The organism is Nocardioides sp. SYSU D00065, from assembly GCF_017916425.1.
Lineage (GTDB): Bacteria > Actinomycetota > Actinomycetes > Propionibacteriales > Nocardioidaceae > Nocardioides.
In genome coordinates this window covers 1427070-1450813 of sequence record NZ_JAFMSX010000001.1, presented here as the reverse complement: position 1 = coordinate 1450813, position 23744 = coordinate 1427070, and the positions used below count along the sequence as shown (strand labels likewise).

Sequence of the window (23744 nt, the reverse complement as noted above, 5' to 3'; positions counted from 1 at the left end):
CCCGGCGGTGCGTGAGCCACATCGGAGGGGCTCGCCATGTGGCTGGGCCACCGCTCAGCGGCCGGCGGGCACCGCTCGCCCGACTCGCGGTGCGTGAGCCACACCGACCAAGCTCGAGATGTGGCTCACTCACCGCCCCCAGGGCAAGCGGAGCGGCTACCAGCGCGCGGTGTTCGGCGAGAAGCCCGGCTCGATCGAGCGCATGTACACGGTGTCCTCGCGCCGGCGTACGCCGCACGCCAGGTAGAGCTCGTGCAGCTCACCGAGCGCGTCGCGGTCGAGGTCCACGCCGAGGCCCGGCCCGGTGGGCACCTCGACCGATCCGTCGGCGAACGACAGCACGCCGTCGGCCACGACGTCCTGGGTCTTCCACGGGTAGTGGGTGTCGCAGGCGTAGGTCAGGTTCGGCGTCGCGGCGGCCAGGTGCACCATCGCCGCCAGGGAGACGCCGAGGTGGGAGTTGCTGTGCATCGACAGCCCCATGCCCCACACCTCGGTGATCCCGCCGAGCAGCGCGGACTTCTTCAGCCCGCCCCACAGGTGGTGGTCGGACAGCACGACCTGGACGGCGTCCTGAGCGATCGCGGGCGGCAGGTGCTCCATCGCGATCACGCACATGTTCGTGGCGAGAGGTACGTCGGTCCGCGCCGAGACCGCCGCCATGCCCTCGATGCCCGGCGTCGGGTCCTCGAGGTACTCCACCACGCCGGCCAGCCGTTCGGCGACGCGGACCGACGTCTCGACGGTCCAGGCGCCGTTGGGGTCGAGCCGCAGCGGCAGCTCCGGGAAGGCGTCGCGCAGCGCCTCGATGGCGGCGCACTCCTCGTCGGGTGGCAGCACGCCGCCCTTGAGCTTGAGCGAGCCGAAGCCCCAGCCGTCGACCATCCGGTGCGCCTGGGCGACGAGCTGCTCGGGGGTCAGTGCCTCGCCCCACGCGTCGTCGGGGTGTCCGGGGTGCCCGGCCCACTTGTAGAACAGGTAGCCGCTGAACGGCACGCGGTCGCGCACCGCGCCGCCGAGCAGGTCGCTGACCGGCACCCCCGCCTCGCGTCCCTGGATGTCGAGGCAGGCGACCTCGAAGGGGGAGTGCACGGTGTCGACCGCCGAGCCGACGTCGAGCATGCCGCCGAACGACGCGCCCGCCCCGCCCGTCTCGCGGCCCAGCACGTCGGTGACGAGGCGGCGCAGGCCGTGGAGGTCGTACGGGTCGTGGCCCGGCAGGGCAGCGGCGACGGCGCCGAGCCGGCCCAGGTGCGTCTCGTCGGCGTACGTCTCGCCGAGCCCGAGCAGCCCGGAGTCGGTGTGGACCTCGACGATCGCACGCAGCGCGTAGGGCTGGTGCACGCCGACCACGTTGAGCAGCGGCGGGTCGCCGAACGCGACCGGGGTGACGACGACGCGGGAGATGCGGCTCCGGCTCACGGCGCGGGCTTCACGGCCAGGATCGGCACGTCGAGGTCCAGCAGGAGGCGCTGGGCGTCGCTGCCGGTGACCAGCTTGCCGACCGGGGAGCGACGGCGCAGCCCGATGACCACCAGCCGCGCCGAGCTGGCCGCGACGACGTTGCGGAAGGTCTCGACGAGGTCGTCGCCGTGGTCGGCGTGGTCCACGCGCGCCGTCACGCCGGCCCGCTCGGCGCGGGCGACGAGCTCGTCAGCGGCCGCGGTGTCGATCAGCTCCGCGTCGACGGTGCTGCGCCGGCGCGGGCTGTTGAGGATCACCACCTCGTCGCCGTGGGCCGCGGCCTCGGCGAGCCCCGCCTCGAGGGCCGCCTCACCGACGGGGGATGGCACGTAGCCGATCACGATGGTCATCGCAGGACGTCCTCTCGCTGGGTGGTCTCGTCCGGGACGGTGGTGGCGGCGCGCCGGCGGCGCACCGCCTGGACGACGGGGAACACGGCCGCGACCAGGAACAGGGCCAGGATCGTGCCGGAGATGGGGCGGGTGACGAAGCCGGTCGGGTCGCCCTCGAAGATCAGCAGCGCGCGGCGGACGTTGTTCTCCAGCAGCGCGCCGAGGACGAACGCCAGCACCATCGGGCCGGGCTCGAAGCCGACCTTCTTCATCAGGTAGCCCAGGATGCCGAAGGCGATCATCACGAAGATGTCGAAGACCGAGTTGTTGATGGTGTAGACGCCGAGGATCGTGATGAGGGCGGTGATCGGCGCCAGGATCGCCGGGCGCACCCGCAGGATCCGGACGAAGATGCCGACCAGCGGCAGGCTCAGCACGAGCAGCAGCAGGTTGCCGATGTACATCGAGTTCACCACGCCCCAGAACAGGTCGGGGCGCTCCTCGAGCAGCTGCGGGCCCGGGGTGATCCCGAGGACGAGCAGGGCGGCGAACAGCATGCCCATCGAGGCGTTGGCCGGGATGCCGAGGGTCAGCAGCGGGATGAACGACGACGTCGCGGCGGCGTTGTTGGCGGTCTCCGGTGCGGCGACCCCCTCGATCGCTCCGCGGCCGAACCGCTCGGGGGTCTTCGAGACCCGCTTCTCCGTGGCGTACGCCGCCAGCGAGGCCATCACGGCGCCGCCGCCGGGGAGCACGCCGAGGAAGAAGCCGATCAGCGAGCCGCGGCCGATGGCGGGCGTGGCCTGCTTGAGCTCCTTGCGGGACGGCCAGATGTTGGCCACCGCGGCGGGCACGTGGACCTTGCCGTGGCGCTCCTCGAGGTTGTAGAGGATCTCGCCGACGCCGAACAGGCCCATCGCGACGACGACGAAGTCGAGGCCGTCGGCGAGCTGGAGGCTGTCGAAGGTGAAGCGCTGGGAGTTGTTGAAGCTGTCGCGCCCGACTGTGGCCAGGAGCAGGCCGATGGACGCGGCGATGAGCGCCTTGACGGGGTGCCCGCTGCCGATCGTGGCGATCAGCAGGACGCCGAGCAGCGCGAGGGCGGCGTACTCGGCCGGGCCGAAGTCCAGCGCCCAGCCCGCGACGATCGGGGCGGTGAGGCTCAGGGCGACGATCGACACCGTGGCGCCGACGAACGAGCCGACCGCGGCGATGCCGAGCGCGGTGCCGGCCTTGCCCTGCTTGGCCAGCGCGAAGCCGTCGAACACGGTCACCACCGACGACGCCTCGCCCGGCAGGCGCAGGAGCACCGAGGTGATCGTGCCGCCGTACTGGGCGCCGTAGTAGATGCCGGCGAGCATGATGACCGCCGCGACCGGGTCCACGGTGACGACGATGGGCAGCAGGATCGCCATCGTCGCCGCCGGGCCGAGACCCGGCAGCACGCCGATGAGCATGCCGATGAGCACGCCGATGAGGCAGTAGAGCAGGTTGCCGGGCTGGGTGACGACGGAGAAGCCGTCCAGGAACGCGTCCATGTGTCCGCCTCTCAGAACAGGTGCGGCAGCGGGATGCGCAAGCCGTAGAGGAACAGGGCGTAGAAGGCGGCGACGGTGCCGAGCGAGACGACGATCGTCGAGCGCCACGACTCACCGCCGAGGAAGCGCAGCCACACCACGCACAGCCCCAGGGCGGGGAGCTCGAAGCCAAGGGTCGGGATGAGGAAGGCGAGCGCGATGAAGGTCGCGACACCGACCAGCGGGAGCACGCTGGCGCGGCTGAACCGCTCGCTGTCGTCGAGTCCGCGGCCCACGAGGAGCAGCGCCAGCGACAGCACCACGATGACCACCGAGACGACCATCGGCCACAGGCCCGGGCCGGGCCGCGACAGCGACCCGAGCCCGTAGCCCTGGGCGAGCACCGCGCCGACGAGGCCGACCGCGAGGGTGACCAGCGCGGCCACGACCTGGTACGTCGGCCCGCCCGCGGGCGGCCGCTGCTCCTCCAGCTCGTGGGCCACCTCGGCCTCGAGCTCGGCGAGGATGTCGCCCTCGCCGGCCCGGCGCGCGGTGGTGCGCTCGTCGCTCATCGTGGTTCCTCCGGGGGTGGTGATGGTCAGCTGGCGTCGCCGAGGTCGATGTCGTACTCCTCGACCAGGTCGGCGTAGCGCTGCTTGTCCGACTCGAGCGCGTCGACGACCTCGTCGCCGGGGATCTCCATCGGCGTGAGGCTGTTCTGCTCGTTGAAGGCCTGGTAGTCCTCGGTCTCGAACGTGGCCTGCATGGCCTCCCAGATGGTGTCCTTGACGTCCTGGGGCGTGCCCTTGGGGGTCGTCATGAAGCGGTACTGGTACACCTCGACGTCGAGGCCCTGCTCGGTGGCGGTGGGCACGTCGGGGAGGAACTCGATGCGCTCGGGCGCGAAGACCGACAGGGCGGTGAGCTTGCCGTTCTCGATGTTCTCGATGGCCTCGCCGGTCTGCAGGCAGGCGGTGTCGACCTGGTTGCCGAGCAGCGCCGTCAGGGCCGGGGCGCCGCCGTCGAAGGGCACCGCCTCGGAGTCGATGGCGCCGGACTCGTAGGTCAGCGCGCAGGCCAGCTGCGCACCGGTGCCGACGCCGGTGGTGCCGTAGGTGATCTTCTTGCCGGCGCCCTTGAGGTCGTCGATGCTCTTCCAGGGGTTCTCGGCGTTCGTGACGAGCACGTAGTCGTCGCGCGAGACGCCGCCCACGACGTCGAAGTCGTCGATGTTGGTGACCTCGTCCTCGGCGACCGCGAGCGGGGTGATCGCGAAGAGCGAGGCGTTCTGCACGGAGATGACGTTGCCGTCGGGCTCCGCCTGCTGCACCTCGGCGGCAGCGAGCGCGCCGTTGGAGCCGGAGCGGTTCAGCACCGAGAAGGTCTCGCCGAGCTCCTCGGTGAGGCCGGTGGCGATCTGGCGCGAGATCAGGTCGGAGGAGCCGCCGGGGTCGGCGCCGACGTACATCTCGACCGAGCGGGACGGGTACTCGCCGCCATCGTCGCCGCCGGTCGTGGTGGAGACGCCGCCGCAGGCCGAGAGGGCGAGGGCGGCGGTCGAGGCGACGGCCGCCAGGCTGAGGGTCTGCTTGCGCATGGTGGTGCTCCTTGTCAGGTGTGTGACCACCGACACTAGGTTTGCACGACGATGCCGGTCCAAGCCCGATTGCGCATGGACTGATCCATCTCGTGCATCGTAGCCTCGCTCCTGTGATCACCCTCGACCAGGTCCGCTCGTTCGTGGCGGTCGCCGAGGAGCTGCACTTCGGCCGCGCCGCGGAGCGCCTCCAGATGACGCAGCCGCCGCTGTCGCGCCAGATCCAGAAGCTCGAGAAGTCCGTCGGTGCCCGGCTGCTCGAGCGCGACAACCGCCGGGTCGAGCTGACGGGTGCCGGCCGGGCGTTCCTCGACGAGGCCTACCGGTTGCTCAACCTCGTCGAGGGAGCCGGCGACCTCGCCCGCCGCGTGGACGCCGGCGCTGCGGGCGTCGTACGTCTCGGCTTCACCGCCGTCTCCGCGATCTCCATCCTCGGGCCGCTGCTGCGCCGGCTGACCGCGGAGCTGCCCGACGTCGAGGTGGTGCTGTCCGAGCGGGTCACGAACGCCCAGGTCGACGGCATCCGGCGCGGCGAGCTCGACATCGGCCTCGCGCGGCCGCCGTTCGACACCTCGCTGCTGCGCTCGCGCGTGGTGCTGCGCGAGCCGCTCATGGCGGTCGTGCCGGCCGGGCACCCGCTGGCCGGCGCCGGCCGACCGCTGACGCCCGACGACTTCGAGGGCGAGAACGTGATCGGCTACAACCCCCACCAGTCGCGGTACTTCCACGAGCTCTCGGTGCGCTTCTTCGCCAACGCCCACCCCCGCATCGACCAGCGCGTGCACCAGGTCCTCACCGCGATCCTGCTCGTCTCCGCCGAGCGCGGCGTCACGCTCGCGCCCGCCTCGGCCGCCTCGCTCCACGTGGACGGGGTGGTCTTCGAGGACCTCGCGCACCACGGCGGTGACACGCGGGTGGACGCCGACCCCGACCGGCCGGTGGAGCTGCACGCCATCTGGTCGCGCGAGGCGATCACGCCCGTGGTGCGCCGGGTCCTGGACGTCCTCACCGCGCCCGAGGGAGATTGACCGCGCCGTTTCGGCTCCACGCTCGGGGGTCCCATGTGAAGGTGGGAGCACGTGCCGTCGCCGAAGGCGCGACAGGAGGTGCGATGCAGGACCAGTCCAGCGGCCCGTCGGGCCGGCTGCCCGGCGTCGCGTGGGCCGACGACCAGACCCGCCAGCACCTCCAGGTGCTCGTCGAGGGCGTCGCGACCCTCGCCGGCTTCGAGCAGTCCGCGATCAGCCTGCGGCGCGACGGTGACTTCGAGGTCGTCGCCGCAGCCGGGGTGGGCGACGGCTTCGTCGGGCGGCTGGTGCCGGCGGACGCGATCGAGGAGGAGCTCGCCGGCGCGGACGAGTGGGGCGTGTGGCGCTTCGTCCCCCACGACCGCGCCAGCGCGGAGGTCCTCGAGTACAGCCACATCCCCGACGTGACCCCGCTCGACGAGGCCGACGCCTGGCACCCGGTCGACCTGCTGGCCGCGCCGCTGCGCGACGACGAGGGACGGTTGCGCGGGGTGCTCGCGGTCGACAGTCCCCGCGACGGCCGGCTCCCCGGGCCCGCGCAGCTGGAGGTGCTCACCAAGTACGCGGGCGTGGCGCGGACGCTGGTCCTGCTGGCGCTCGAGCGGGAGGTGCTCGCCGAGCGGGTCCGGATGGCCGACGAGGCCCGCCGGATCGTCCGCCGAGCCCTCGGGGAGCCCTCCCTCGAGCTCGTGCTCGAGGCCTGCCGGTCCGCGGTCACGGCCTGCTTCGACGCCACCGGCATGTGGCTCACCGCGCTCGACGACGACGGCCGCAGCTCCACCACCACGTTCTACGCGGCGGACAGCGACCGCGAGCCGCCCTTCGACGAGATCGACGACGTGGTGATCGGGCTGGCACGGCGCTACTGGGCCGACCAGTACGTCGCCCACTTCTCCCACGCCCGGCCCGATCAGCCCGGACTGCCGGACGCCGACGCCGAGCGGCTGCTGGCGTTCCTCGACCGCATCGGCATCGGCTCGGTCCTGTTCGTCCCGCTCGGCGCGGGACCGGAGTGCCTGGGGTTCCTCGTGCTGAGCCGCATCAGCGACACGCGCGCCTGGACCGACATCGAGCGCGACGCGGCGCTCGACATCGGCCGGGACCTGGGCCGCGCCGTGGCCAACGCGCGCCAGCTCGAGCGCGAGCGCGCCCTGGTGGAGAGGCTGCGCGCCCTCGACAGCTACCGCGTGGAGGTGGTCAACACCCTCGGCCACGAGCTGCGCAACCCGCTGTTCTCGCTCAGCGCCAACCTCGAGCTGCTCGACGCCTCCGAGCTCGACGAGGACGCTCGGCGCTCCGTGTCGGCCGCGACCCGCGCCGCCGGCCGCATGCGAGCGGTCATCGACGACATGCTGACGATGGCGCAGATGTCGGATCCCCGACGCGAGTTCCACCCGATCCCGGTGGACCTGCGCCGGATCGTCCACGACGCGATCGAGGAGTGCGCGCCCGCCGCGGCGGCGGGCTCGGTCGCCTGCGCCGCCGAGCTTCCCGAGGAGCCGGTCGTGGTGGCCGGGCAGCGCGAGGACCTCTTCCGGATGCTGGTCAACCTCGTCGGCAACGCCGTCAAGTACACCGACCCCGGCGGCCGGGTCACCGTCCGCATCGAGGCGCGCGGCGGCTCGGTCGTCACCACCGTCGAGGACACCGGCATCGGCATCTCCGAGCACGACCTGTCGCAGCTGTTCCGGGAGTTCTTCCGCTCCACCAACCCGGCCGCGCTGGCCCGGCCGGGCACCGGGCTCGGCCTGGCGATCGTGGCCCGCATCGTCGAGCGCCACGGCGGCACCGTCGACATGGCCTCGCGGCGCGAACGCGGCACCACCGTCACCGTGACGCTGCCGGCCCACGACGGGGACGCCGTCAGCTGGGAGTGAGCCCGAGCGTCATGTACGTGCTCAGCGGGTCGTCGACGTACGTCCCGAACGGGGGGCACGGCTCGAAGCCGGCCGTGGCGTAGAGCGCGCGGGCCGGTGCGAAGAACTCCATGCTGCCGGTCTCGAGCCAGATCCGCTGGACCCCGCGGGCCCGGGCGTCGGCCAGGACGTGGTCCAGCAGCCCGCGCGCGACGCCGCGACCACGGGCGCGCGGTGCGGTGCGCATGCTCTTGAGCTCCTCGTGCCGCTCGCCGTCCCCGAGGTCCAGCGCGGCCAGCGCCGCCGTGCCGACGATGCCCTCCGCGTCGGTGTCCACCCACATGCGTACGTGCGGCTGCCGCAGCGCGGACAGGTCCAGCGCGTGCCGGCTCTCCGGCGGCGCGGTCGGCTCCATGTCGTCGAGGTGCTCCTGCAGGAAGGCCTCGAGGCGGGGGTCGGCGAAGTCGGCACGGCTGATCGTCACGGGCCCAGTCTGGCGGAGCGGGGGCGGCGCCGTCGTACCTGTCCCGCGTCGTCATCGTGGAGGATCCGGGTCACCTGGTGGCTCGGATCCTCCACGATGAGGCCCGGGCGCCGCCGGTGCGCTCAGGGCCGCGGGTTGCGCCGCGTCCAAGGCTTGCTGTCGCGCTTCTCGCCCATGCCGGCCGCGCACTTGCGGCACACCTCGCGCACCTCGTCGGCGTCGCGACCGGTGGCCGGCTGGGCGTCCACCCACTGCACGTGGGGGAACCGGTGCAGCCGGGCCTTGCTGAGCGGTACGCCGCACAGGGTCTGATTGGTGCCCTGGAGCCACGCGTGGACGAGCCCGGCCGGCGCGCGGTAGCCGTCGGGGTCGGTCCATCGGTCGGTCGCGGCGACGGCTGCGTCCTTGGGCGGCATGACCTCCCGGTGCCCCGCATCGACCGTCGTATGCCGGGTACCCGAGGGGCGACCCGCGACCGACCCACGATCAGCAAGGGACGAGCCATGAGCGACGAAGGACAGGCCGAGCAGAGCCGGCAGGACCCCACCGAGGTCCACCACCAGCCCGACACCGAGGGCGAGCAGCTGCCCGCGCCCGGGGACGAGCAGTCGGTGACCGCGGAGATGGGCGAGAAGCCGGACCACGGCGAGGAGACCTACCGTGGCCACGACCGGCTGCTGGACCAGGTCGCGGTCATCACCGGCGGCGACTCCGGCATCGGCCGCGCGGTCGCGCTGGCGTTCGCCCGCGAGGGCGCGGACATCGTGATCGCCTACCTCGAGGGTGAGGAGGACGACGCGCGCGAGACGGCCCGCATCGTCGAGGACGCCGGTCGCCGGGTGGTGCTCGTGCCGACCGACCTCGTCGAGGAGGAGGCGTGCCGGGCCCTGGTCGACCGGGCGGTCAAGGAGTTCGGCCGCATCGACGTCCTGGTCAACAACGCGGCCTACCAGATGGCGCAGCCCGGGGGACTGGCCGACATCACCACCGAGCAGCTCGACCGGGTGATGCGGACCAACGTCTACGCGATGTTCTGGCTCTGCAAGATGGCGCTGCCGCACATGAAGGCCGGCGGCTCGATCATCAACACCTCGTCGGTGCAGTCGTCCTCGCCGTCGCCCGAGCTGCTCGACTACGCCACCACGAAGGCGGCGATCGTGAACTTCACCCGCGGCCTCGCGCAGTCGATCGCCGAGACGGGCATCCGCGTGAACGCCGTCGCGCCGGGTCCGATCTGGACGCCGCTGATCCCGGCGACGATGCCGGAGGAGAAGGTGAAGACGTTCGGCAAGCAGACGCCGATGGGACGCGCCGGCCAGCCCGCCGAGGTGGCCACCGCGTTCGTCTTCCTCGCCTCGCCGGAGTCGAGCTTCATCACCGGCGAGGTCATCGCCGTCACCGGGGGTCAGCCGGTCACGATGTGACCGGGCCCGGAGCGCCCGCGTAGCCCTCGCGGTACGTGGGCAGGGACGGCGCCCATCCGGTCGACCTGAGCCGGGCGTTCGACAGCCGCTTGCCGTGGCCCTGCGCCGGGTCGGCCGGCGGGGGAGCGGGCGCTCCGAGCCGCTCGGCGAGGTAGGCGGCGACGTCGCCGAGCTGTGCCGGCTCGTCGTCGGTGCCGAGGTAGAGCCGCTCGGGCGGGCGGTGCATGGTGAGCAGGTGCACCACCGCGGCCGCCGCGTCGGTGCGATGGATGCGGTTGGTCCAGCGGTGCGGGTCGTCGACGCGGCCCTCGCGGACCTGGTCGAGCAGCCGCGTGCTGGTGCCGCCGTACAGCCCCGAGAGGCGCAGCACCGTGCCGTGCGGGAGGCGCGCGTGGAAGGCCTCCTCGGCCGCGACGAGCATCCGGCCCGGGCCGTCCGCAGGGGCTGCGGGCACCGACTCGTCCTGGATCTCCGGACGGTCCCGGCCCGGGTGGACCGCGGTCGAGGAGACGAGGACCGCCCGCTCCGGCGTCGCCTCCAGCGCGTCGAGCGCGCGCGCCATGCCGTCGACGTACGTCGCCCGGTACGCCTCCTCGGTCCGCGGTCGCGCGGTCAGCGCGACCACGACGAGGCGGGGTCGTACGTCGGACAGGTCGGGCGCCTCGCGGGCCAGGTCGACCGAGCGTCCGACGAGCGGGGCCGGTACGCGGTCGGCGTGGCGGCGCAGCGCGAGCACCCCGTGGCCGAGGTCGGCCAGGCGCAGCCCGACCGCGGCACCGAGGTCGCCGCAGCCGACGAGGAGGGCGTCGGGGGTGGTCACGGCTGCGACGGTACCGGGATCGGGTGCCGCCCATGCGTCATGCACCGGGCGCATCGCGGGATACAGAAACGGGCTTGGACATGCATCGTCGAACGTTCCTAGGTTGGTGAGCACCGCCACATCGCCGCCGGTCACACCTGCGCGGCACGGCCGCTCACATCCGCCTCGGACCGAAGGAACGCAGCGTGACGAAGTACAGCCCCACCGAGCTCGTCGAGACCCTGGGGAGCGGACTGCTCTCGTTCCCGGTGACGCACTTCGACGCCGACCTGCAGTTCGACGAGCCGGCCTACCGCGACCACCTCGAGTGGCTCAGCGGATACCCGGTCGCCGGGCTGTTCGCCGCCGGCGGCACCGGCGAGGGCTTCTCGCTCAGCTCCGAGGAGGCCGACCGCGTCGTCCGCGCTGCGATCGCCGGAGCGGGTGGCAAGGTGCCGGTCCTGGCGCCCGCGACCGGGTCGACGGTCAACGCCGTCGCACAGGTGCAGGCGGCCGAGAAGGCCGGCGCCGACGGCATCCTGCTGATGCCGCCGTACCTCACCGAGGCCGGCCAGCGTGGCCTGGTCGAGCACATCAGCGCGATCTGCGCCGCGACCAGCCTCGGTGTCATTTACTACTCCCGCGCCAACGCCGTGCTCGGCACCGACGCCCTGGAGCAGGCCTGCGAGCGCAACGACAACCTCGTCGGGTTCAAGGACGGCGTCGGCTCCATCGAGCAGATGACCCGCACCTACGCGCAGCTGGGCGACCGGCTCGTCTACGTCGGCGGCCTGCCGACCGCGGAGGTGTTCGCGCTGCCGCTGCTGCAGCTCGGCGTGACCACCTACAGCTCGGCGATCTTCAACTTCGTCCCGCAGTTCGCGCTCGACTTCTACGACGCCGTGCGCCGCCAGGACCAGGCCACGGTCTACGCGATGCTCAACGACTTCGTCATCCCCTACACCAAGATCCGCGACCGCGAGTCCGGCTACGCGGTGTCGATCGTCAAGGCCGGCCTCGCCGCCGTCGGCCGTCCCGCGGGCCCGGTGCGCCCGCCCCTGTCCGACCTCACCGACGCCGAGCGCGACGAGCTGCAGACGCTCGTGGACAAGGTGGCAGGCTCGAAGGCCTGAGCCCCGCGCCACCACGAGCCATCACGAGCACGAGCACGACCGAGAGGAACACCGTGACCGACCAGGCCACCTCCATCATCGCCGGATCCGACTCCGAGCAGGCCGACGTCGCCGCCGCCACCGCGGCGGCCGCCGAGGCGTTCGCCGCCTACCGGGCCACCTCTCCCGAGGAGCGCGCCGCGTTCCTCGAGGCGGTCGCCGCCGAGATCGAGGCCGACAAGGACGCGATCATCCCCGAGGCGGTGCGCGAGAGCAGCCTGCCCGAGGCCCGGATCACCGGCGAGGTCGGCCGCACGACCGGTCAGCTGCGGATGTTCGCCGACGTCGTGCGCCGCGGCGACCACCTCGGCGTGCGCATCGACCCGGCCATGCCCGACCGCGCGCCGCTCCCGCGCGCCGACATCCGCCAGCGGATGGTGCCGCTGGGCCCGGTCGCCGTCTTCGGCGCCAGCAACTTCCCGCTCGCGTTCTCCACCGCCGGCGGCGACACCGCCTCGGCGCTGGCCGCCGGTTGTCCCGTCGTGGTCAAGGGCCACCCCGCGCACCCGGTCACCGGCACCCTCGTGGCCCGCGCGATCACCCGCGCGGTCGAGCGGTCCGGGCTCCCGGCCGGCACCTTCTCGTTCGTCCTGGGCGGCATCGAGACCGGCCAGGAGCTGGTCGCCGACCAGCGGATCGCCGCCGTCGGCTTCACCGGCTCGCGCGGTGGCGGGCTCGCCCTGGTCCAGGCGGCCGCGGCGCGCGAGGTGCCGATCCCCGTCTACGCCGAGATGTCGTCGATCAACCCCGTGGTGGTCCTGCCGGGCGCCCTCGAGGGTGACGTCACGGCGCTCGCGGAGGCGTACGTCGCCAGCCTCGTGCTCGGCGCCGGACAGTTCTGCACCAACCCCGGCCTGCTGTTCCTGCCGTCCGGCGAGGCGGGCGACGCGTTCCTGCGGGCGGCCGGCGCGGCCGTGCAGCGTGCCAGCGGCGCCCCGATGCTCACCCCCGGCATCGCCGAGGCGTACGCCAGCGGCACCGCCAGCCTGCGCGGCACCGAGGGCATCCGGGTCATCGGCGAGGGCACCCCCGGCGGCGACCTGGCTCCGGCCCCGGTCCTCTACGAGGCGCCCGCCGAGCTGCTCTCCCTCGACGACAGCACCGTGACCGACGAGGTGTTCGGCGCCTCCGGCGTGGTCGTCCGCTTCGGGGACGTCACCGAGCTGCTGCCGCGGCTCGAGGGCCTGGAGGGGCAGCTGACCGCGACCGTGCACGCCACCGACGCCGACGCCGACGACGCGGCCGCCCTGCTGCCGGTGCTGGAGCTCAAGGCCGGCCGGATCCTCTTCAACGGCTGGCCCACCGGCGTCGAGGTCGGGCACGCGATGGTCCACGGCGGCCCGTTCCCCGCCACGTCCGACAGCCGCTCGACCAGTGTCGGCAGCCTGGCGATCGAGCGCTTCCAGCGCCCGGTGGCCTACCAGGACGTCCCGGCGGGACTGCTGCCCGCCGCCGTCCGCGACGACAACCCGTGGGGCCTGCGTCGCCGCGTCGACGGGATCCTCGAGTGAGCGCCACGGTCGCCAAGGTCGACGTCGTCCCGGTCGCCGGGCACGACTCGATGCTGCTCAACCTCAGCGGGGCGCACGGACCGTTCTTCACCCGCAACATCGCGATCGTGACCGACTCCGAGGGCCGCGAGGGGATCGGTGAGGTGCCCGGAGGGGAGGCGATCCGGCGGACGATCGCCGACGCCGCCGAGATCCTCGTCGGCCAGCCGGTGGCGACGTTCCGCACGCTGCTGCGGCAGGTGGCGAACGCGTACGCCGACCGCGACGCCGGCGGCCGCGGCCTGCAGACCTTCGACCTGCGCACCACCATCCACGCGGTCACGGCGCTGGAGTCGGCGCTGCTCGACCTGTCCGGTCAGGCGCTCGGCGTACCGGTCGCCGAGCTCCTCGGCGACGGCCAGCAGCGCACCAGCGTGCCGATGCTCGGCTACCTGTTCTACGTGGGTGACCCCGACCGCACCGACCTGCCCTATCTGCGCGAGCCGCAGGGCGCGGACGAGTGGGAGCGCGTGCGTCGCGAGGAGGCGATGACACCCGAGGCCGTCGTCCGCCTCGCCGAGGCCGCGCAGGAGCGCTACGGCTTCGCCGACTTCAAGCTCAAGGGAGGGGTGCTGCCCGGCGAGGAGGAGGTCGCCGCCGTCACCGCGCTGCACGAGCGCTTCCCCGACGCCCGGATCACGCTCGACCCCAACGGCGGCTGGCTGCTCGAGGACGCCGTACGCCTGCTGAAGGGCCGAGACGACGTGCTCGCCTACGCCGAGGACCCGTGCGGCGCGGAGGGTGGCTACTCCGGGCGCGAGGTGATGGCGCAGTTCAAGCGCCGCACCGGCCTGCGGACCGCGACCAACATGGTCGCCACCGACTGGCGGCAGATGGCCGACGCGGTGCGCACCAACGCCGTCGACATCCCCCTCGCGGACCCGCACTTCTGGACGATGGCGGGCTCGGTGCGCGTCGCCCAGCTGTGCCACGACTTCGGCCTGACCTGGGGATCGCACTCCAACAACCACTTCGACGTCTCGCTGGCGATGTTCACCCAGGTGGGTGCCGCGGCGCCGGGGGAGATCACCGCCCTCGACACGCACTGGATCTGGCAGGACGGCCAGGGCCTGACGACCGCTCCGCTCGAGATCCGCGACGGTGCGATCGAGGTGCCGCAGGCTCCCGGTCTCGGCGTCACCCTCGACCGCGACCGGCTGGCGGCCGCGCACGAGCTCTACCTCGAGCACGGGCTCGGCGCGCGCGACGACGCGGTCGCCATGCAGTACCTCGTCGAGGACTGGGCCTTCGACCCCAAGCGCCCCTGCCTGGTGCGATGAGGGTGTCCTAGTGGCGCTCGATCCCGACCTGGCGGCGTTCATCGGCGAGGTCGAGCGCCAGCGCGGGCGACCCGTCGAGGAGCAGAGCGTCGCCGAGGCCCGAGCCGGCATGCGGGCACTGCGCGTCGACAGCGTGCGGCCCGAGGACGTCGTCCCCGTGGGCGCGGCGACGGACGACGTCGTCGACGACCTCCCGGTCCGGGTCTACCGCCCGGCCGGCGTGGACGGACCCGTCCCCACCGTCGTGTACTTCCACGGCGGCGGCTGGTTCCGCGGCGACCTCGACACCCACGACCAGGTCGTGCGGCGGCTGGTGCGCGACACCGGCGCGGTCCACGTCAGCGTCGACTACCGCCTCGCGCCCGAGCACCCGTGGCCGGCGGCGACGCACGACGCCGTGCGGGCCGTCGAGCGGGTCGCCGACCGGCTGGCCTCCTACGGCGGCAGCCACGTGCTCGCCGTCGCCGGCGACTCCGCCGGCGGCAACCTCGCCGCGATCGCCGCGCAGGCGCTGCGGGAGCGGGTCCACGCCCAGCTCCTCGTCTACCCCGCCACCGACCTGCTCGGCCGGCACGCCTCGTACGACGAGTTCGCCACCGGCTACCTCCTCACGCTCTCGATGACCGACCACATCAACCGCCTCTACTTCTCCGGCGAGGCACCCGCGCCCGGCGACCCGCGACACTCGCCGCTTCACGGCGACCTGGCCGGGCTGCCGCCGGCCGTGGTGGCCACCGCGGAGTTCGACGTCCTGCGCGACGAGGGCGAGGCGTACGCCGCCGCGCTCGGCGCTGCGGGCGGGCGGGTCGACGCGGCGCGCTACGACGGGATGATCCACGGGTTTCTGGACCAGGGTCACGTCAGCGCCGCGGCCGCTGCGGCGACGCTCGACGTCAACCGGCGCTTCGCCCGCCTGCTGCGCGACGTCGCCCGCTGAGCGGCCGGCCCGCCCGGCGCGCCGCACGCATGCGACGCGCCGCACGCGGGCACCGGCGGCGCATGACCGACCTCGGAGTGCTGCTGATGCGCCACGGCTATCGCGCGGTCGAGCGGGACCGCGCCGCCCGTGACGGCGGGGACACCTACGTCTCCCGGCTCCTCGGCCGCCGCACCGTCGTCATCGGCGAGCCCGAGGGGGCGCGCGCGTTCTACGACGAGTCGCTGGCCCGGCGCGCTGGTGCGATCCCGCCGCCGCTGGCCTGGCTGCTGTTCGGGCGCGGGGCCGTGCACGGGATGGACGGCACGGCGCACCGCGACCGCAAGCGGCTGTTCCTCGACGTGCTCGACCCGGGCGGCTTCGACCTCCTGCTCGACGAGGTCCGCACTGGGCTGGCGGCGCGATCGCGCGGGTGGGTCGGCCGGACCGTGGACCTCCACGACGAGCTCGTCACCGTCTACGGAGCGGCGGTGCTGCGGTGGGCGGGCCTCGACCTGCCGCAGCGGGATGCGGACACCGTCAGCCGGCACCTGGCGGAGATCGTCGACGGGTTCGGCTTCGCCGGGTGGGCGTACGCCCGGGGCTGGCGCGGTCGGCAGTGGGCCGAGCGCTGGGCGCGCGGCGTGATAGACGACGTGCGCTCCGGCAACCTCGACGTCGCGCCGGGCACCGCCGTGCACACCTTCGCCGAGAGCGGACTCGACGCGCGGACGGCCGGGGTGGAGCTGCTCAACGTGCTGCGGCCGACGGTCGCCGTCAGCTGGCTCGGCGCGTTCGTCGCCCCCGCTCTGGCCGCCACGACGCCGCGCCAGCGGGACGTCCTGCGCTCCGCCACCGGTGAGCGCGAGCGCTTCGCCTTCGCCCAGGAGGTGCGCCGTACCTCCCCCTTCGTGCCGGCGCTGACGGCCAGGGCCCTGCGCGGCGGGACCGTCTCCGGCGTACGCGTGCGCACGGGGGACCGGCTCCTGCTGGACGTCATCGGCATCGACCACCACCCGTCGCGCTGGCCCGACCCGCACCGGTTCGTCGCCGACCGCTTCCTCGACAGCGGCAGCGTCCCCACGCCCCTGGCCTTCGAGCTCGTGCCCCAGGGCGGCGGCCACCCGTCGGGTCACCGCTGCCCCGGTGAGTCGCTGACGCTGCGGCTGCTCGTCGAGACCGTGCGCGTGCTGGCGGGATTCGACGCGCACCTGGAGACCGCGCGCATCGACGCCTCGCGGATGCCCACGCTCCCTGACGGGAGCCACCGCGTACGTCTCACGCCGGTCGACCTCGCCGTCGCCGGCGGCGTATGACGGGTGCGACCGCGGGCACTGGAACTCATGACGCACCGAGGACAGGACGACAGCGAGTCACCCACCGCGGAGCGGGACCGCTCCGCGCCCGACCCGGAGGCGCCCGGCAAGCCCGACTCGCCTGCCGAGATGCGCAAGCCCACCTGGGGCTACTCCCTGCGCAAGACCGTGCGCGAGTTCCTGGACGACCAGTGCACCGACCTCGCGGCCGCGCTGACCTACTACGCCGTCCTGGCGCTGTTCCCCGCAGCCATCGCGCTGCTGTCGCTGGTCGGCCTCGTCGGCCAGGAGAGGCAGACGGTCGACACGCTCCTGCAGATCCTGCGTGACATCGGCGCGTCCTCGGCGGCCGACACCCTCGAGCCCACCCTCAACCAGCTCGCCGCGAGCCAGGGCGCCGGCCTCGCGCTGGTCATCGGCCTCGCGACCGCGCTGTGGTCGGCCTCCGGCTACGTCAACGCCTTCAGCCGCGGCATGAACCGGGTCTACGAGATCGAGGAGGGCCGGCCGATCTGGAAGCTGCGCCCGGTCATGCTGCTGATCACCCTCGTCACCGTCCTCCTGGCCGCCGTCGTGGCCGTCGGCCTGGTCCTCACCGGCCCCGCGGCGGAGGCGGTCGGGAAGGCCGTCGGCCTCGGCGACACGGCCGTCACCGTGTTCAACATCGCCAAGTGGCCGGTGCTCCTGGCCGTCGTCGTGCTCATCGTGGCGCTGCTCTACTACGCCACTCCCAACGTGCAGCAACCGAAGTTCCGCTGGATCAGCATCGGCGCCCTCGCGGCGATCGTGGTGTGGGTGCTGGCGTCCGCGGCCTTCGGCTTCTACGTCGCCAACTTCTCCAGCTATGACCGGACGTACGGCTCCCTCGCCGGCGTGATCGCCTTCCTGCTCTGGCTCTGGATCACGAACCTGGCGCTGCTCTTCGGCGCCGAGCTCGACGCGGAGCTGGAGCGCGGTCGGCAGCTCCAGGCGGGCATCGCCGCCGAGAAGGACATCCAGCTGCCGCCGCGCGACACCCGCAAGTCCGACAAGGCGGCCGCCAAGGAGCGCGAGGACATCGAGCAGGGCCGCCGGCTGCGGCAGTCCGGCGGCGGCGACTCCTAGTCAGGCGAGCCGGCGACGGTCAGCGGTCCGGGTCGGGGACGAGGTCGACCTCCACCTCGTCCCCGGCGCCCCGGCCGGTCCTCTTCCGCGTCTCGGCGTTGAACGACACCAGGAACCGTCCACCCATCACCCCGATCGTGGTCGGGTAGGTGTAGTCGCCGTCGATGGTCACGACGACGGGCACCCGCTTCCCCCGACCGAAGGACAGCACGATCTCCTCGGGGACGACGATGCCGACGTTGTTGCCGCCGGTCGCTTCGAGGACGGTACGGAAGGTGGCCATGGCGAAGGTCCGTTCTAGTCGATTCCGCACAGTATGGGTCTCGGTGCCGGGCCGGCGCAGACGCGCGGACATTGGTCGGTGCGGGCAGCCCGCCCATGCGGGACGCTGCCCCGCCGGCCGGACCTACGTCCGCGCGTCTGCGGCTGTGGCCAGGAAGTCGTCGACCTCCGCGGCGGTCGGTGCCGACGCCGGCCCGCGCCGGGTGACCTTGATGGCTGCCGCCGCGTTGGCTCGCCGGCAGCCCTCCACCCAGGAGGTGCCGTTCGCCACCTCGGCCAGCAGCGCGCCGGTGTGGGTGTCGCCGGCGCCGTTGGTGTCGACCGGCGTCTGCGGGAACCCGGGCACGACGGTGGTGAGCCCGTCGACCCGTACCGCGCAGCCCCGAGGCCCGTCGCGCACGACGGCGACGGCGTCGCCGCGCAGCAGCGGGGCGACCGCTGACGCCAGCTCCGCCAGGGCCGTCGGCGGCTCCTGCCCGGCCGCGCGAAGGAGGTCCTCGGCCTCCTCGGCGTTGCTCGACCAGACGTCGGTCACCGCCAGCATCGCCGTCCGGACGTCGTCCGGGAGGCCGGCGAAGGCGGCACCCGGGTCGAGCACCACCACGGTCCCCTCGTCGAGCGTCGGCAGCCAGGCCAGCAGGGGGTCGCGGGTGCTCGCGAGCGCCAGCGAGTAGCCCGTGACGCACACGAGGTCACCGGGTCGCGGGGCGGAGGTCGCCAGCGACTCGACGGTGACCAGTCGCTCGGCGCCGAGGGTGGTCACGAAGGTGCGCTGGGCGCTGGGCTCGACCAGCACCACGCAGATGCCGGTGTCGAGCCCGTCGACCGCCGGTGCGGAGACCGCGATCCCGTCGGCGGCGAGCGCGCCGCGTACGAGGTCGCCGTGCGGCCCTGTGCCGTGGGCCCCGGCGTGCACGCACGTGGCGCCGAACCGGGCGGCCGCGACGAGCACGGTCACGGCACCACCGGCGTGGTCGGCGACCGAGGACGCCATCACGTTCTGGCCGCGGACCGGCAGGTCGGGCACCTCGACGACCACGTCGACCAGGGCCTGGCCGGTGTGGACGACCCGGCTCACGCGCCGTCCTCCCCGAGGACCTCCGCGGTGCTCGCGAGCGTGATCTGCGGGGGGTAGAGCGCCATCACGTCCATCGCCGCACGGTGGTTCTCCGGGCTCGAGCCGGCGCACGCGTCGGTGACGACGGTGATCGTGGCGCCGGCGTCGGCCGCGGCGAGGGCGGTCGAGACGACGCAGCAGTCGGTGGAGACGCCGACCAGCACCAGGTGCGGGGTGGGACCGGTCACCGCCTGGAGCGCGGGACCCCACTTGCCGAAGGTCGGCAGCGACACCACCTCGTCGCCGAGGTCGCGCAGCTCGGGGACCACCTCGAGGAGCCGGTCGTCCTCCGGCACGTCGGCGAACGGCCAGGCCTCGAGGTACGTCGCCCAGCTGCCCGCCGGCTCCGCGGCGGGGACCCAGCGCGTGACCACGGTGTGTCCGGGCGCGGCGGCAGCGAGTCGGCGTACGGGATCGACGATCGCGGGGAACATCGGCGACCCCCACGGGCTCGCGGCGTCGGCGAAGATCCGCTGGGGGTCGACGACCACCAGCCAGGCGTCCGGGTGCATGCGGCCAGCCTGTCAGACCGCGGGCGGTCCGGGGCCGCGGCGCCACTCGCGTCCCTGCTTCATCACGGTATGTCGCCGAACAGGCACTTCCCCCGGCGAATTCGCCGGGGGAAGTGCCCATCGAGCGACATACCGTGATGGACAGGCAGAGAGGTGGCGGACCGCCGCCAGCGAAAGCCGGACCCGCTACTTGACCTCGGCCCGAAGGACCGCGCGCAGGCCGAGCAACAGCGGGATCCAGAGCCACACCACGGTGGTCACCGCGAGCTGCTGCCACTGCTCGGTGGTCATCGAGTCGTCGAACAGGCCCATCGTCGCGTAGTTCACGTCCACCCAGGGCTGCAGGTCGCGGAACCACTCCTGGAACGCGGCCAGGGTGCCGAGCGCCGCGGGCAGCACCAGGGAGTAGACGAAGTAGCCCACGATGGCGCCGGCGGAGGAGCGGAAGAGCACGCCCAGCGTGAAGCCGATGAGCATGCCGAGGACGTTGGCGAGCACGATCTGGCCGAACTCCCCGACCGAGACGTCCCAGACGGGGTCGAGGCCGGTGATGGCGGAGGCGACCAGGTTCCCGACGACGCCGACGGCGAGCGACAGGGCCATGCCGACCACGCCGATGGCGATGGCCACGACCAGCTTGGCGGCGATGACCCGGCCGCGCCACGGCACGAGGGTGTACGTCGTGAGGCCGGTGCGCTGGCTGTACTCGCTGGTGACCGACAAGATGGCGATGATCGGCAGCACCACCGACAGCGGCATGCCCATCGCGGTGGCGAAGGTCTCGAGCGTGATCGCCTCGTCCGGTGCCCACAGGATGACCGCGGCCGAGGCGAGGACGGCCACGATGCCGACGCTGGCCATCAGCCAGAAGCCGGCGCGGGTGTCGAACATCTTGCGGAGCTCGACGCCCACGAGGCGGCCGGGCGGGATGCGCCGGACCTGGCGGTGCCCGGTGGGTGCGGGCGGTGCGGCCGGTTCGGGTGGGGCGACAGGCGTCGTGCCGACGCCGACGGTGGTGCTCATGCTGCTGCTCCTTCACGTGAGGTCTGGGCGGTGAGCTGGAGGAACATCTCCTCGAGGCCGGCGCCGTCTGCGGCGCGCAGCTCGCGCAGGACGACGCCGGCACGGTGTGCCGTCTCGCCGACGAGCTCGGGGTCGGCGTCCACCCGCAGGCCGCCGTCGATCGGGGTGGTCACGACGGCCGCCTCGTGCAGGGCGCGAGCGAGGCGGTCGACGTCGGAGGTGCGTACGAGCGTGCCGGCGGCGGCGAGCAGCTCGGACTTGCTGCCCTGCGCCACGATGCGGCCCTGGCCGATGACGACGATGTCGTCGGCGATGACCTCGATCTCGTGCAGCAGGTGCGAGGACAGCAGCACGGTGCCGCCGTCGTTGGCGAAGCCGCGGAGCAGGTCGCGCATCCAGCGGATGCCGGCCGGGTCGAGGCCGTTGGCCGGCTCGTCGAGGACGAGGACCCGGGGGTCACCGATCAGCGCGGTCGCGATGCCGAGCCGCTGCCGCATGCCGAGGGAGTAGTCGCGCACCCGGCGTCCCGCCTCGGCCTCGGTCAGCCCGACGCGGGCGAGGGTCTCGGTGACCCTCGACCGGGGCAGGCCCATGGTCTGGGCGGCGATGGTGAGGATCTCGCGGCCCGTGCGTCCGGCGTGCTGCGCGGAGGCGTCCAGCAGGACGCCGACCTCGAGGCCGGGGTTGGCGAGGTCGCGGTAGTCGCGGCCCGCGATGGTGACGCTGCCGGACGTGGCGCGGGTGAGACCGACCATCACGCGCATGGTGGTGGACTTGCCGGCTCCGTTGGGACCGAGGAAGCCGGTCACACGACCGGCGGCGGCCGTGAAGGACACGTGGTCGACGGCCGTGAAGGGGCCGTACTGCTTGGTGAGGGACTCGACGCTGATCATGGGTCCAACCCTCGCGGCGACCCGGCGTCGCGCACATCCGGGACAGGACCCCCCGCTCCCCTGAGAGCCACCCTGAGAAACCCCTCAGCCCGCCCCCGGTACCGGAGGTCCCCGGGTTGGGACCGACCCGCGACAATGGGGGCGTGAGCCAGCCCACCGAGCAGCGTCCGCCCCAGGTGACCCTGGCCTCCGCCATCGTGATGTTCTCCTCGGTGGTGGTGCTCCTGAGCGTGTGGGACCGCATCGCCACCCTCGGCTCCCTGGAGACGCAGGAGTCGATCCGCGACCTGCTGGCCGACGGACGCTTCGCGTCCCTGGGACTCGACGTCGACGGCGTGACCGAGCTGCTCCGCATCTCCTGCATCGTCGCTGCCGTCGCCGCCTGCGGCACCGCGATCCTCGGCTGGTACGTCCGCCGGCCCGACCGCTCGGCCCGCCTGGGACTCACGCTGTTCGCCGTCCCGCTCTTCGTCGCAGGACTGCCCGCCAGCGGCCTGGCAGGCTCGTTCGTGGCCGCGGGCGCGGCCATGCTGTGGACGATGCCGGCGCGCGAGTGGTTCGCGACCGGGCGCTGGACCCCGCCCGCAGCGGCTCCGTCCGCCACCTCGAGCCCTGGTCCGCGACCGTTCGGCAGGTCGGCGTCCCCCGGGCAGCAGGCGGCACCCCGACCGCCCCAGGCCCAGCCGCGCCCGCCGGCACACCCCCAGGCACACCCGCCGGCACACCCGCCGGCACACCCGCCGGCACACCCGCCGGCATGGGGGGCGCCAGGCCCCGCGACGACGCTCACCGCCCAGCAGCGCGAGATGCTGCTGCGTGCCCGCCCCGGCGCGATGGTCGCCGCCTTCGTCATCACCGTCGTCACGGCCGGCGGTCTGCTTGCGCTGTCGCTGCTCTGGATCGCCCTCGCCGGCTTGTCACCGGACTTCTTGATGAGCGTCATCGAGGAGCAGCAGCCGCAGGTGGTCGAGGACGGGCTGACGCTGGAGGAGCTGCGCTCCGCCGTCCTCGGGCTGGCCGGCGTGCTCGTCGTGTGGAGCGTGCTCGCGCTCGTCCTGGCCGGCTTCGCGATGGCGCGCAGGGCATGGGCGCGCCGCGGGTTGCTCGTCAGTGCGGCCGTCAGCGCCGGTGCCTGCTTCGCCCTCGTGCTCACCCTCCCGGTCGTGCTGGTGCCGGCGGCGGCGGCCGTGACGACGGTGGTGTGCCTGCGCCGTGACGAGGTGCGCCGGTGGTTCGCGCTCGAGGTACCCCCCACGCAGCACTGACGCGCGTGACCGGCGACATGGTGAGATAGGGACCATGAGCGACCAGGAGCCCGGACCCACCCACACTCCCTACGGCCAGCCCGAGTCCTCGGGATCGAGCCCCTACGGACAGGGCGGCGCCTACGGCCAGCAGCCGTCCTACGGCCAGAGCCCCTACGGCCACCAGCCGGCCAACGCCTCGCAGCCCACGGGCCGTCGCCCCGGCACGGTCACCGCGGCTGCGTGGATCGCGATCGTGTTCTCGGCGCTCACCGCGCTGCTGTTCGGCCTGATCGCCCTGGCGCTCGTCGTCGCGCGCGACCAGATCATCGCCGAGATGGAGAGGACGCCCGAGTTCCAGGACCTCGACTACGACATCGACCAGGCCTACGGCGTGACGGTCGCGATCCTGTTCGGCGTCGTGGTGTGGTCGGTCATCGCGATCGTCCTGGCCGTGTTCGTGCTGCGCCGCTCCGGCGTCGCCCGGATCCTGCTCGTGATCTCGAGCGCCGCCGCAGCGCTGCTGTCGCTGCTAGGCATCGCCAGCGCCATCACGGCCGTCACGCTCCTCGCGGCGCTCGCGACGATCGTGCTGCTGTTCGTAGGCGGTGCGGGCGCCTGGTTCAAGGGCTCGGACGCCGGGTCCGGCGGCTACCCGGGCGGCTCCTCCGGCTACCAGCCCGAGCAGTACGGCAGCCCGTACGGCAGCCCGTACGGTGGCCAGCAGGGCGGCACGACGTACCCGTCGAGCGGTGACCCCTACGGCCAGCAGCAGCCGCCGGCCGACGGCGGGTCGGAGTATCCGCCGCGGGAGTACCCGGGCCGCTGAGGTCG

General features: G+C 73.3%; 24 protein-coding genes. 11 read left to right on the top strand and 13 right to left on the bottom strand.

The genetic code is table 11. The annotated features are described in order from the left end of the window. Positions 1-156 precede the first annotated feature (156 nt). The 5 genes from J3P41_RS06920 to J3P41_RS06900 are packed head-to-tail and all read right to left on the bottom strand — an operon-like array spanning position 157 to position 4910. Positions 157-1422: a glucarate dehydratase family protein gene (locus J3P41_RS06920; protein WP_210649452.1), complete on the bottom strand. Its 1266-nt coding sequence runs from the start codon at positions 1420-1422 to the stop codon at positions 157-159. Continuing rightward, positions 1419-1814, bottom strand: coding sequence for a universal stress protein (locus tag J3P41_RS06915; RefSeq protein WP_210649451.1), 396 nt, complete (start codon positions 1812-1814; stop codon positions 1419-1421). The genes J3P41_RS06920 and J3P41_RS06915 overlap by 4 nt, the downstream gene beginning before the upstream one ends. Then, positions 1811-3334, bottom strand: coding sequence for a tripartite tricarboxylate transporter permease (locus J3P41_RS06910; RefSeq protein ID WP_210649450.1), 1524 nt, complete (start codon positions 3332-3334; stop codon positions 1811-1813). The genes J3P41_RS06915 and J3P41_RS06910 overlap by 4 nt, the downstream gene beginning before the upstream one ends. 11 nt (positions 3335-3345) lie before the next feature. Beyond that, the gene (locus J3P41_RS06905; protein ID WP_210649449.1) at positions 3346-3885 is read right to left on the bottom strand and encodes a tripartite tricarboxylate transporter TctB family protein; all 540 of its coding nucleotides are present in this window, start codon (positions 3883-3885) and stop codon (positions 3346-3348) included. Positions 3886-3911: 26 nt separating this feature from the next. Beyond that, positions 3912-4910, bottom strand: coding sequence for a tripartite tricarboxylate transporter substrate binding protein (locus tag J3P41_RS06900; RefSeq protein WP_210649448.1), 999 nt, complete (start codon positions 4908-4910; stop codon positions 3912-3914). Between the two features lie 113 nt (positions 4911-5023). On the opposite strand from J3P41_RS06900, the gene J3P41_RS06895 reads away from it, so the two are divergent. Then, positions 5024-5938 (top strand): LysR family transcriptional regulator, encoded by a 915-nt coding sequence (locus tag J3P41_RS06895; RefSeq protein WP_210649447.1) that lies wholly within the window; start codon positions 5024-5026, stop codon positions 5936-5938. An 83-nt stretch (positions 5939-6021) separates the two neighbouring features. Continuing rightward, on the top strand, positions 6022-7815 hold the full coding sequence (locus J3P41_RS06890; RefSeq protein ID WP_210649446.1) for a HAMP domain-containing sensor histidine kinase: 1794 nt from the start codon (positions 6022-6024) through the stop codon (positions 7813-7815). Here J3P41_RS06890 and J3P41_RS06885 read toward each other — a convergent pair. Beyond that, positions 7802-8278, bottom strand: coding sequence for a GNAT family N-acetyltransferase (locus tag J3P41_RS06885; protein WP_210649445.1), 477 nt, complete (start codon positions 8276-8278; stop codon positions 7802-7804). The two genes, J3P41_RS06890 and J3P41_RS06885, sit on opposite strands and share 14 nt — an antisense overlap. Positions 8279-8400: 122 nt before the next feature. After that, positions 8401-8694 carry a hypothetical protein gene (locus J3P41_RS06880; protein ID WP_210649444.1) on the bottom strand — a complete coding sequence of 98 codons (294 nt, stop codon included), beginning with the start codon at positions 8692-8694 and terminating at the stop codon, positions 8401-8403. Between the two features lie 87 nt (positions 8695-8781). Here J3P41_RS06880 and J3P41_RS06875 point away from each other — a divergent pair, with 87 nt between their 5' ends. Continuing rightward, on the top strand, positions 8782-9702 hold the full coding sequence (locus J3P41_RS06875) for a glucose 1-dehydrogenase (protein ID WP_210649443.1): 921 nt from the start codon (positions 8782-8784) through the stop codon (positions 9700-9702). On the opposite strand, the gene J3P41_RS06870 is transcribed toward J3P41_RS06875, so the two are convergent. Beyond that, the gene (locus tag J3P41_RS06870; RefSeq protein ID WP_210649442.1) at positions 9692-10522 is read right to left on the bottom strand and encodes a hypothetical protein; all 831 of its coding nucleotides are present in this window, start codon (positions 10520-10522) and stop codon (positions 9692-9694) included. The genes J3P41_RS06875 and J3P41_RS06870 overlap by 11 nt on opposite strands. A 185-nt stretch (positions 10523-10707) precedes the next feature. On the opposite strand from J3P41_RS06870, the gene kdgD reads away from it, so the two are divergent. The 6 genes from kdgD (at position 10708) to J3P41_RS06840 (ending at position 17839) form a co-directional block, all read left to right on the top strand. Continuing rightward, a complete protein-coding gene (gene kdgD / locus J3P41_RS06865; RefSeq protein ID WP_210649441.1) occupies positions 10708-11634 on the top strand; it encodes a 5-dehydro-4-deoxyglucarate dehydratase in 927 nt (308 codons plus the stop codon). A 53-nt stretch (positions 11635-11687) separates the two neighbouring features. Then, positions 11688-13184 (top strand): aldehyde dehydrogenase (NADP(+)), encoded by a 1497-nt coding sequence (locus tag J3P41_RS06860; protein ID WP_210649440.1) that lies wholly within the window; start codon positions 11688-11690, stop codon positions 13182-13184. After that, positions 13181-14503 (top strand): enolase C-terminal domain-like protein, encoded by a 1323-nt coding sequence (locus J3P41_RS06855; RefSeq protein WP_307861858.1) that lies wholly within the window; start codon positions 13181-13183, stop codon positions 14501-14503. Before J3P41_RS06860 ends, J3P41_RS06855 begins: the two co-directional genes overlap by 4 nt. A 10-nt stretch (positions 14504-14513) precedes the next feature. Further along, positions 14514-15440: an alpha/beta hydrolase gene (locus tag J3P41_RS06850; protein ID WP_307861857.1), complete on the top strand. Its 927-nt coding sequence runs from the start codon at positions 14514-14516 to the stop codon at positions 15438-15440. A gap of 62 nt (positions 15441-15502) precedes the next feature. Beyond that, entirely contained in the window at positions 15503-16735 is a 1233-nt protein-coding gene (locus J3P41_RS06845) for a cytochrome P450 (protein ID WP_210649439.1), read from the top strand. A 27-nt stretch (positions 16736-16762) separates the two neighbouring features. Further along, positions 16763-17839 (top strand): YihY/virulence factor BrkB family protein, encoded by a 1077-nt coding sequence (locus tag J3P41_RS06840; RefSeq protein WP_210649438.1) that lies wholly within the window; start codon positions 16763-16765, stop codon positions 17837-17839. Between the two features lie 19 nt (positions 17840-17858). Here J3P41_RS06840 and J3P41_RS06835 read toward each other — a convergent pair whose 3' ends face one another. The 5 genes from J3P41_RS06835 to J3P41_RS06815 form a co-directional block, all read right to left on the bottom strand. Next, on the bottom strand, positions 17859-18122 hold the full coding sequence (locus tag J3P41_RS06835) for a DUF1905 domain-containing protein (protein WP_210649437.1): 264 nt from the start codon (positions 18120-18122) through the stop codon (positions 17859-17861). Positions 18123-18245: 123 nt separating this feature from the next. Further along, the gene (locus J3P41_RS06830; protein ID WP_210649436.1) at positions 18246-19199 is read right to left on the bottom strand and encodes a PfkB family carbohydrate kinase; all 954 of its coding nucleotides are present in this window, start codon (positions 19197-19199) and stop codon (positions 18246-18248) included. Then, the gene (locus J3P41_RS06825; protein WP_210649435.1) at positions 19196-19750 is read right to left on the bottom strand and encodes a cysteine hydrolase family protein; all 555 of its coding nucleotides are present in this window, start codon (positions 19748-19750) and stop codon (positions 19196-19198) included. Before J3P41_RS06825 ends, J3P41_RS06830 begins: the two co-directional genes overlap by 4 nt. 186 nt (positions 19751-19936) lie before the next feature. After that, positions 19937-20773, bottom strand: coding sequence for an ABC transporter permease (locus J3P41_RS06820; protein ID WP_210649434.1), 837 nt, complete (start codon positions 20771-20773; stop codon positions 19937-19939). Next, on the bottom strand, positions 20770-21666 hold the full coding sequence (locus J3P41_RS06815; RefSeq protein WP_210649433.1) for an ABC transporter ATP-binding protein: 897 nt from the start codon (positions 21664-21666) through the stop codon (positions 20770-20772). Before J3P41_RS06815 ends, J3P41_RS06820 begins: the two co-directional genes overlap by 4 nt. Positions 21667-21809: 143 nt before the next feature. On the opposite strand from J3P41_RS06815, the gene J3P41_RS06810 reads away from it, so the two are divergent. After that, positions 21810-22931 carry a hypothetical protein gene (locus J3P41_RS06810; protein ID WP_210649432.1) on the top strand — a complete coding sequence of 374 codons (1122 nt, stop codon included), beginning with the start codon at positions 21810-21812 and terminating at the stop codon, positions 22929-22931. 34 nt (positions 22932-22965) lie between these two features. Continuing rightward, positions 22966-23739, top strand: a complete 774-nt coding sequence (locus J3P41_RS06805) for a DUF4064 domain-containing protein (protein WP_210649431.1) — start codon at positions 22966-22968, stop codon at positions 23737-23739. Positions 23740-23744: the final 5 nt, after the last annotated feature.

Coding starts and splice junctions, on each gene's coding strand:
- J3P41_RS06905 (WP_210649449.1), bottom strand. CDS start 3,885: ATGAGCGACGAGCGCACCACCGCGCGCCGGGCCGGCGAGGGCGACATC.
- J3P41_RS06915 (WP_210649451.1), bottom strand. CDS start 1,814: ATGACCATCGTGATCGGCTACGTGCCATCCCCCGTCGGTGAGGCGGCC.
- J3P41_RS06845 (WP_210649439.1), top strand. CDS start 15,503: ATGACCGACCTCGGAGTGCTGCTGATGCGCCACGGCTATCGCGCGGTC.
- J3P41_RS06900 (WP_210649448.1), bottom strand. CDS start 4,910: ATGCGCAAGCAGACCCTCAGCCTGGCGGCCGTCGCCTCGACCGCCGCC.
- J3P41_RS06910 (WP_210649450.1), bottom strand. CDS start 3,334: ATGGACGCGTTCCTGGACGGCTTCTCCGTCGTCACCCAGCCCGGCAAC.
- J3P41_RS06820 (WP_210649434.1), bottom strand. CDS start 20,773: ATGAGCACCACCGTCGGCGTCGGCACGACGCCTGTCGCCCCACCCGAA.
- J3P41_RS06835 (WP_210649437.1), bottom strand. CDS start 18,122: ATGGCCACCTTCCGTACCGTCCTCGAAGCGACCGGCGGCAACAACGTC.
- J3P41_RS06880 (WP_210649444.1), bottom strand. CDS start 8,694: ATGCCGCCCAAGGACGCAGCCGTCGCCGCGACCGACCGATGGACCGAC.
- J3P41_RS06805 (WP_210649431.1), top strand. CDS start 22,966: ATGAGCGACCAGGAGCCCGGACCCACCCACACTCCCTACGGCCAGCCC.
- J3P41_RS06890 (WP_210649446.1), top strand. CDS start 6,022: ATGCAGGACCAGTCCAGCGGCCCGTCGGGCCGGCTGCCCGGCGTCGCG.
- J3P41_RS06825 (WP_210649435.1), bottom strand. CDS start 19,750: ATGCACCCGGACGCCTGGCTGGTGGTCGTCGACCCCCAGCGGATCTTC.
- J3P41_RS06875 (WP_210649443.1), top strand. CDS start 8,782: ATGAGCGACGAAGGACAGGCCGAGCAGAGCCGGCAGGACCCCACCGAG.
- J3P41_RS06840 (WP_210649438.1), top strand. CDS start 16,763: ATGACGCACCGAGGACAGGACGACAGCGAGTCACCCACCGCGGAGCGG.
- J3P41_RS06815 (WP_210649433.1), bottom strand. CDS start 21,666: ATGATCAGCGTCGAGTCCCTCACCAAGCAGTACGGCCCCTTCACGGCC.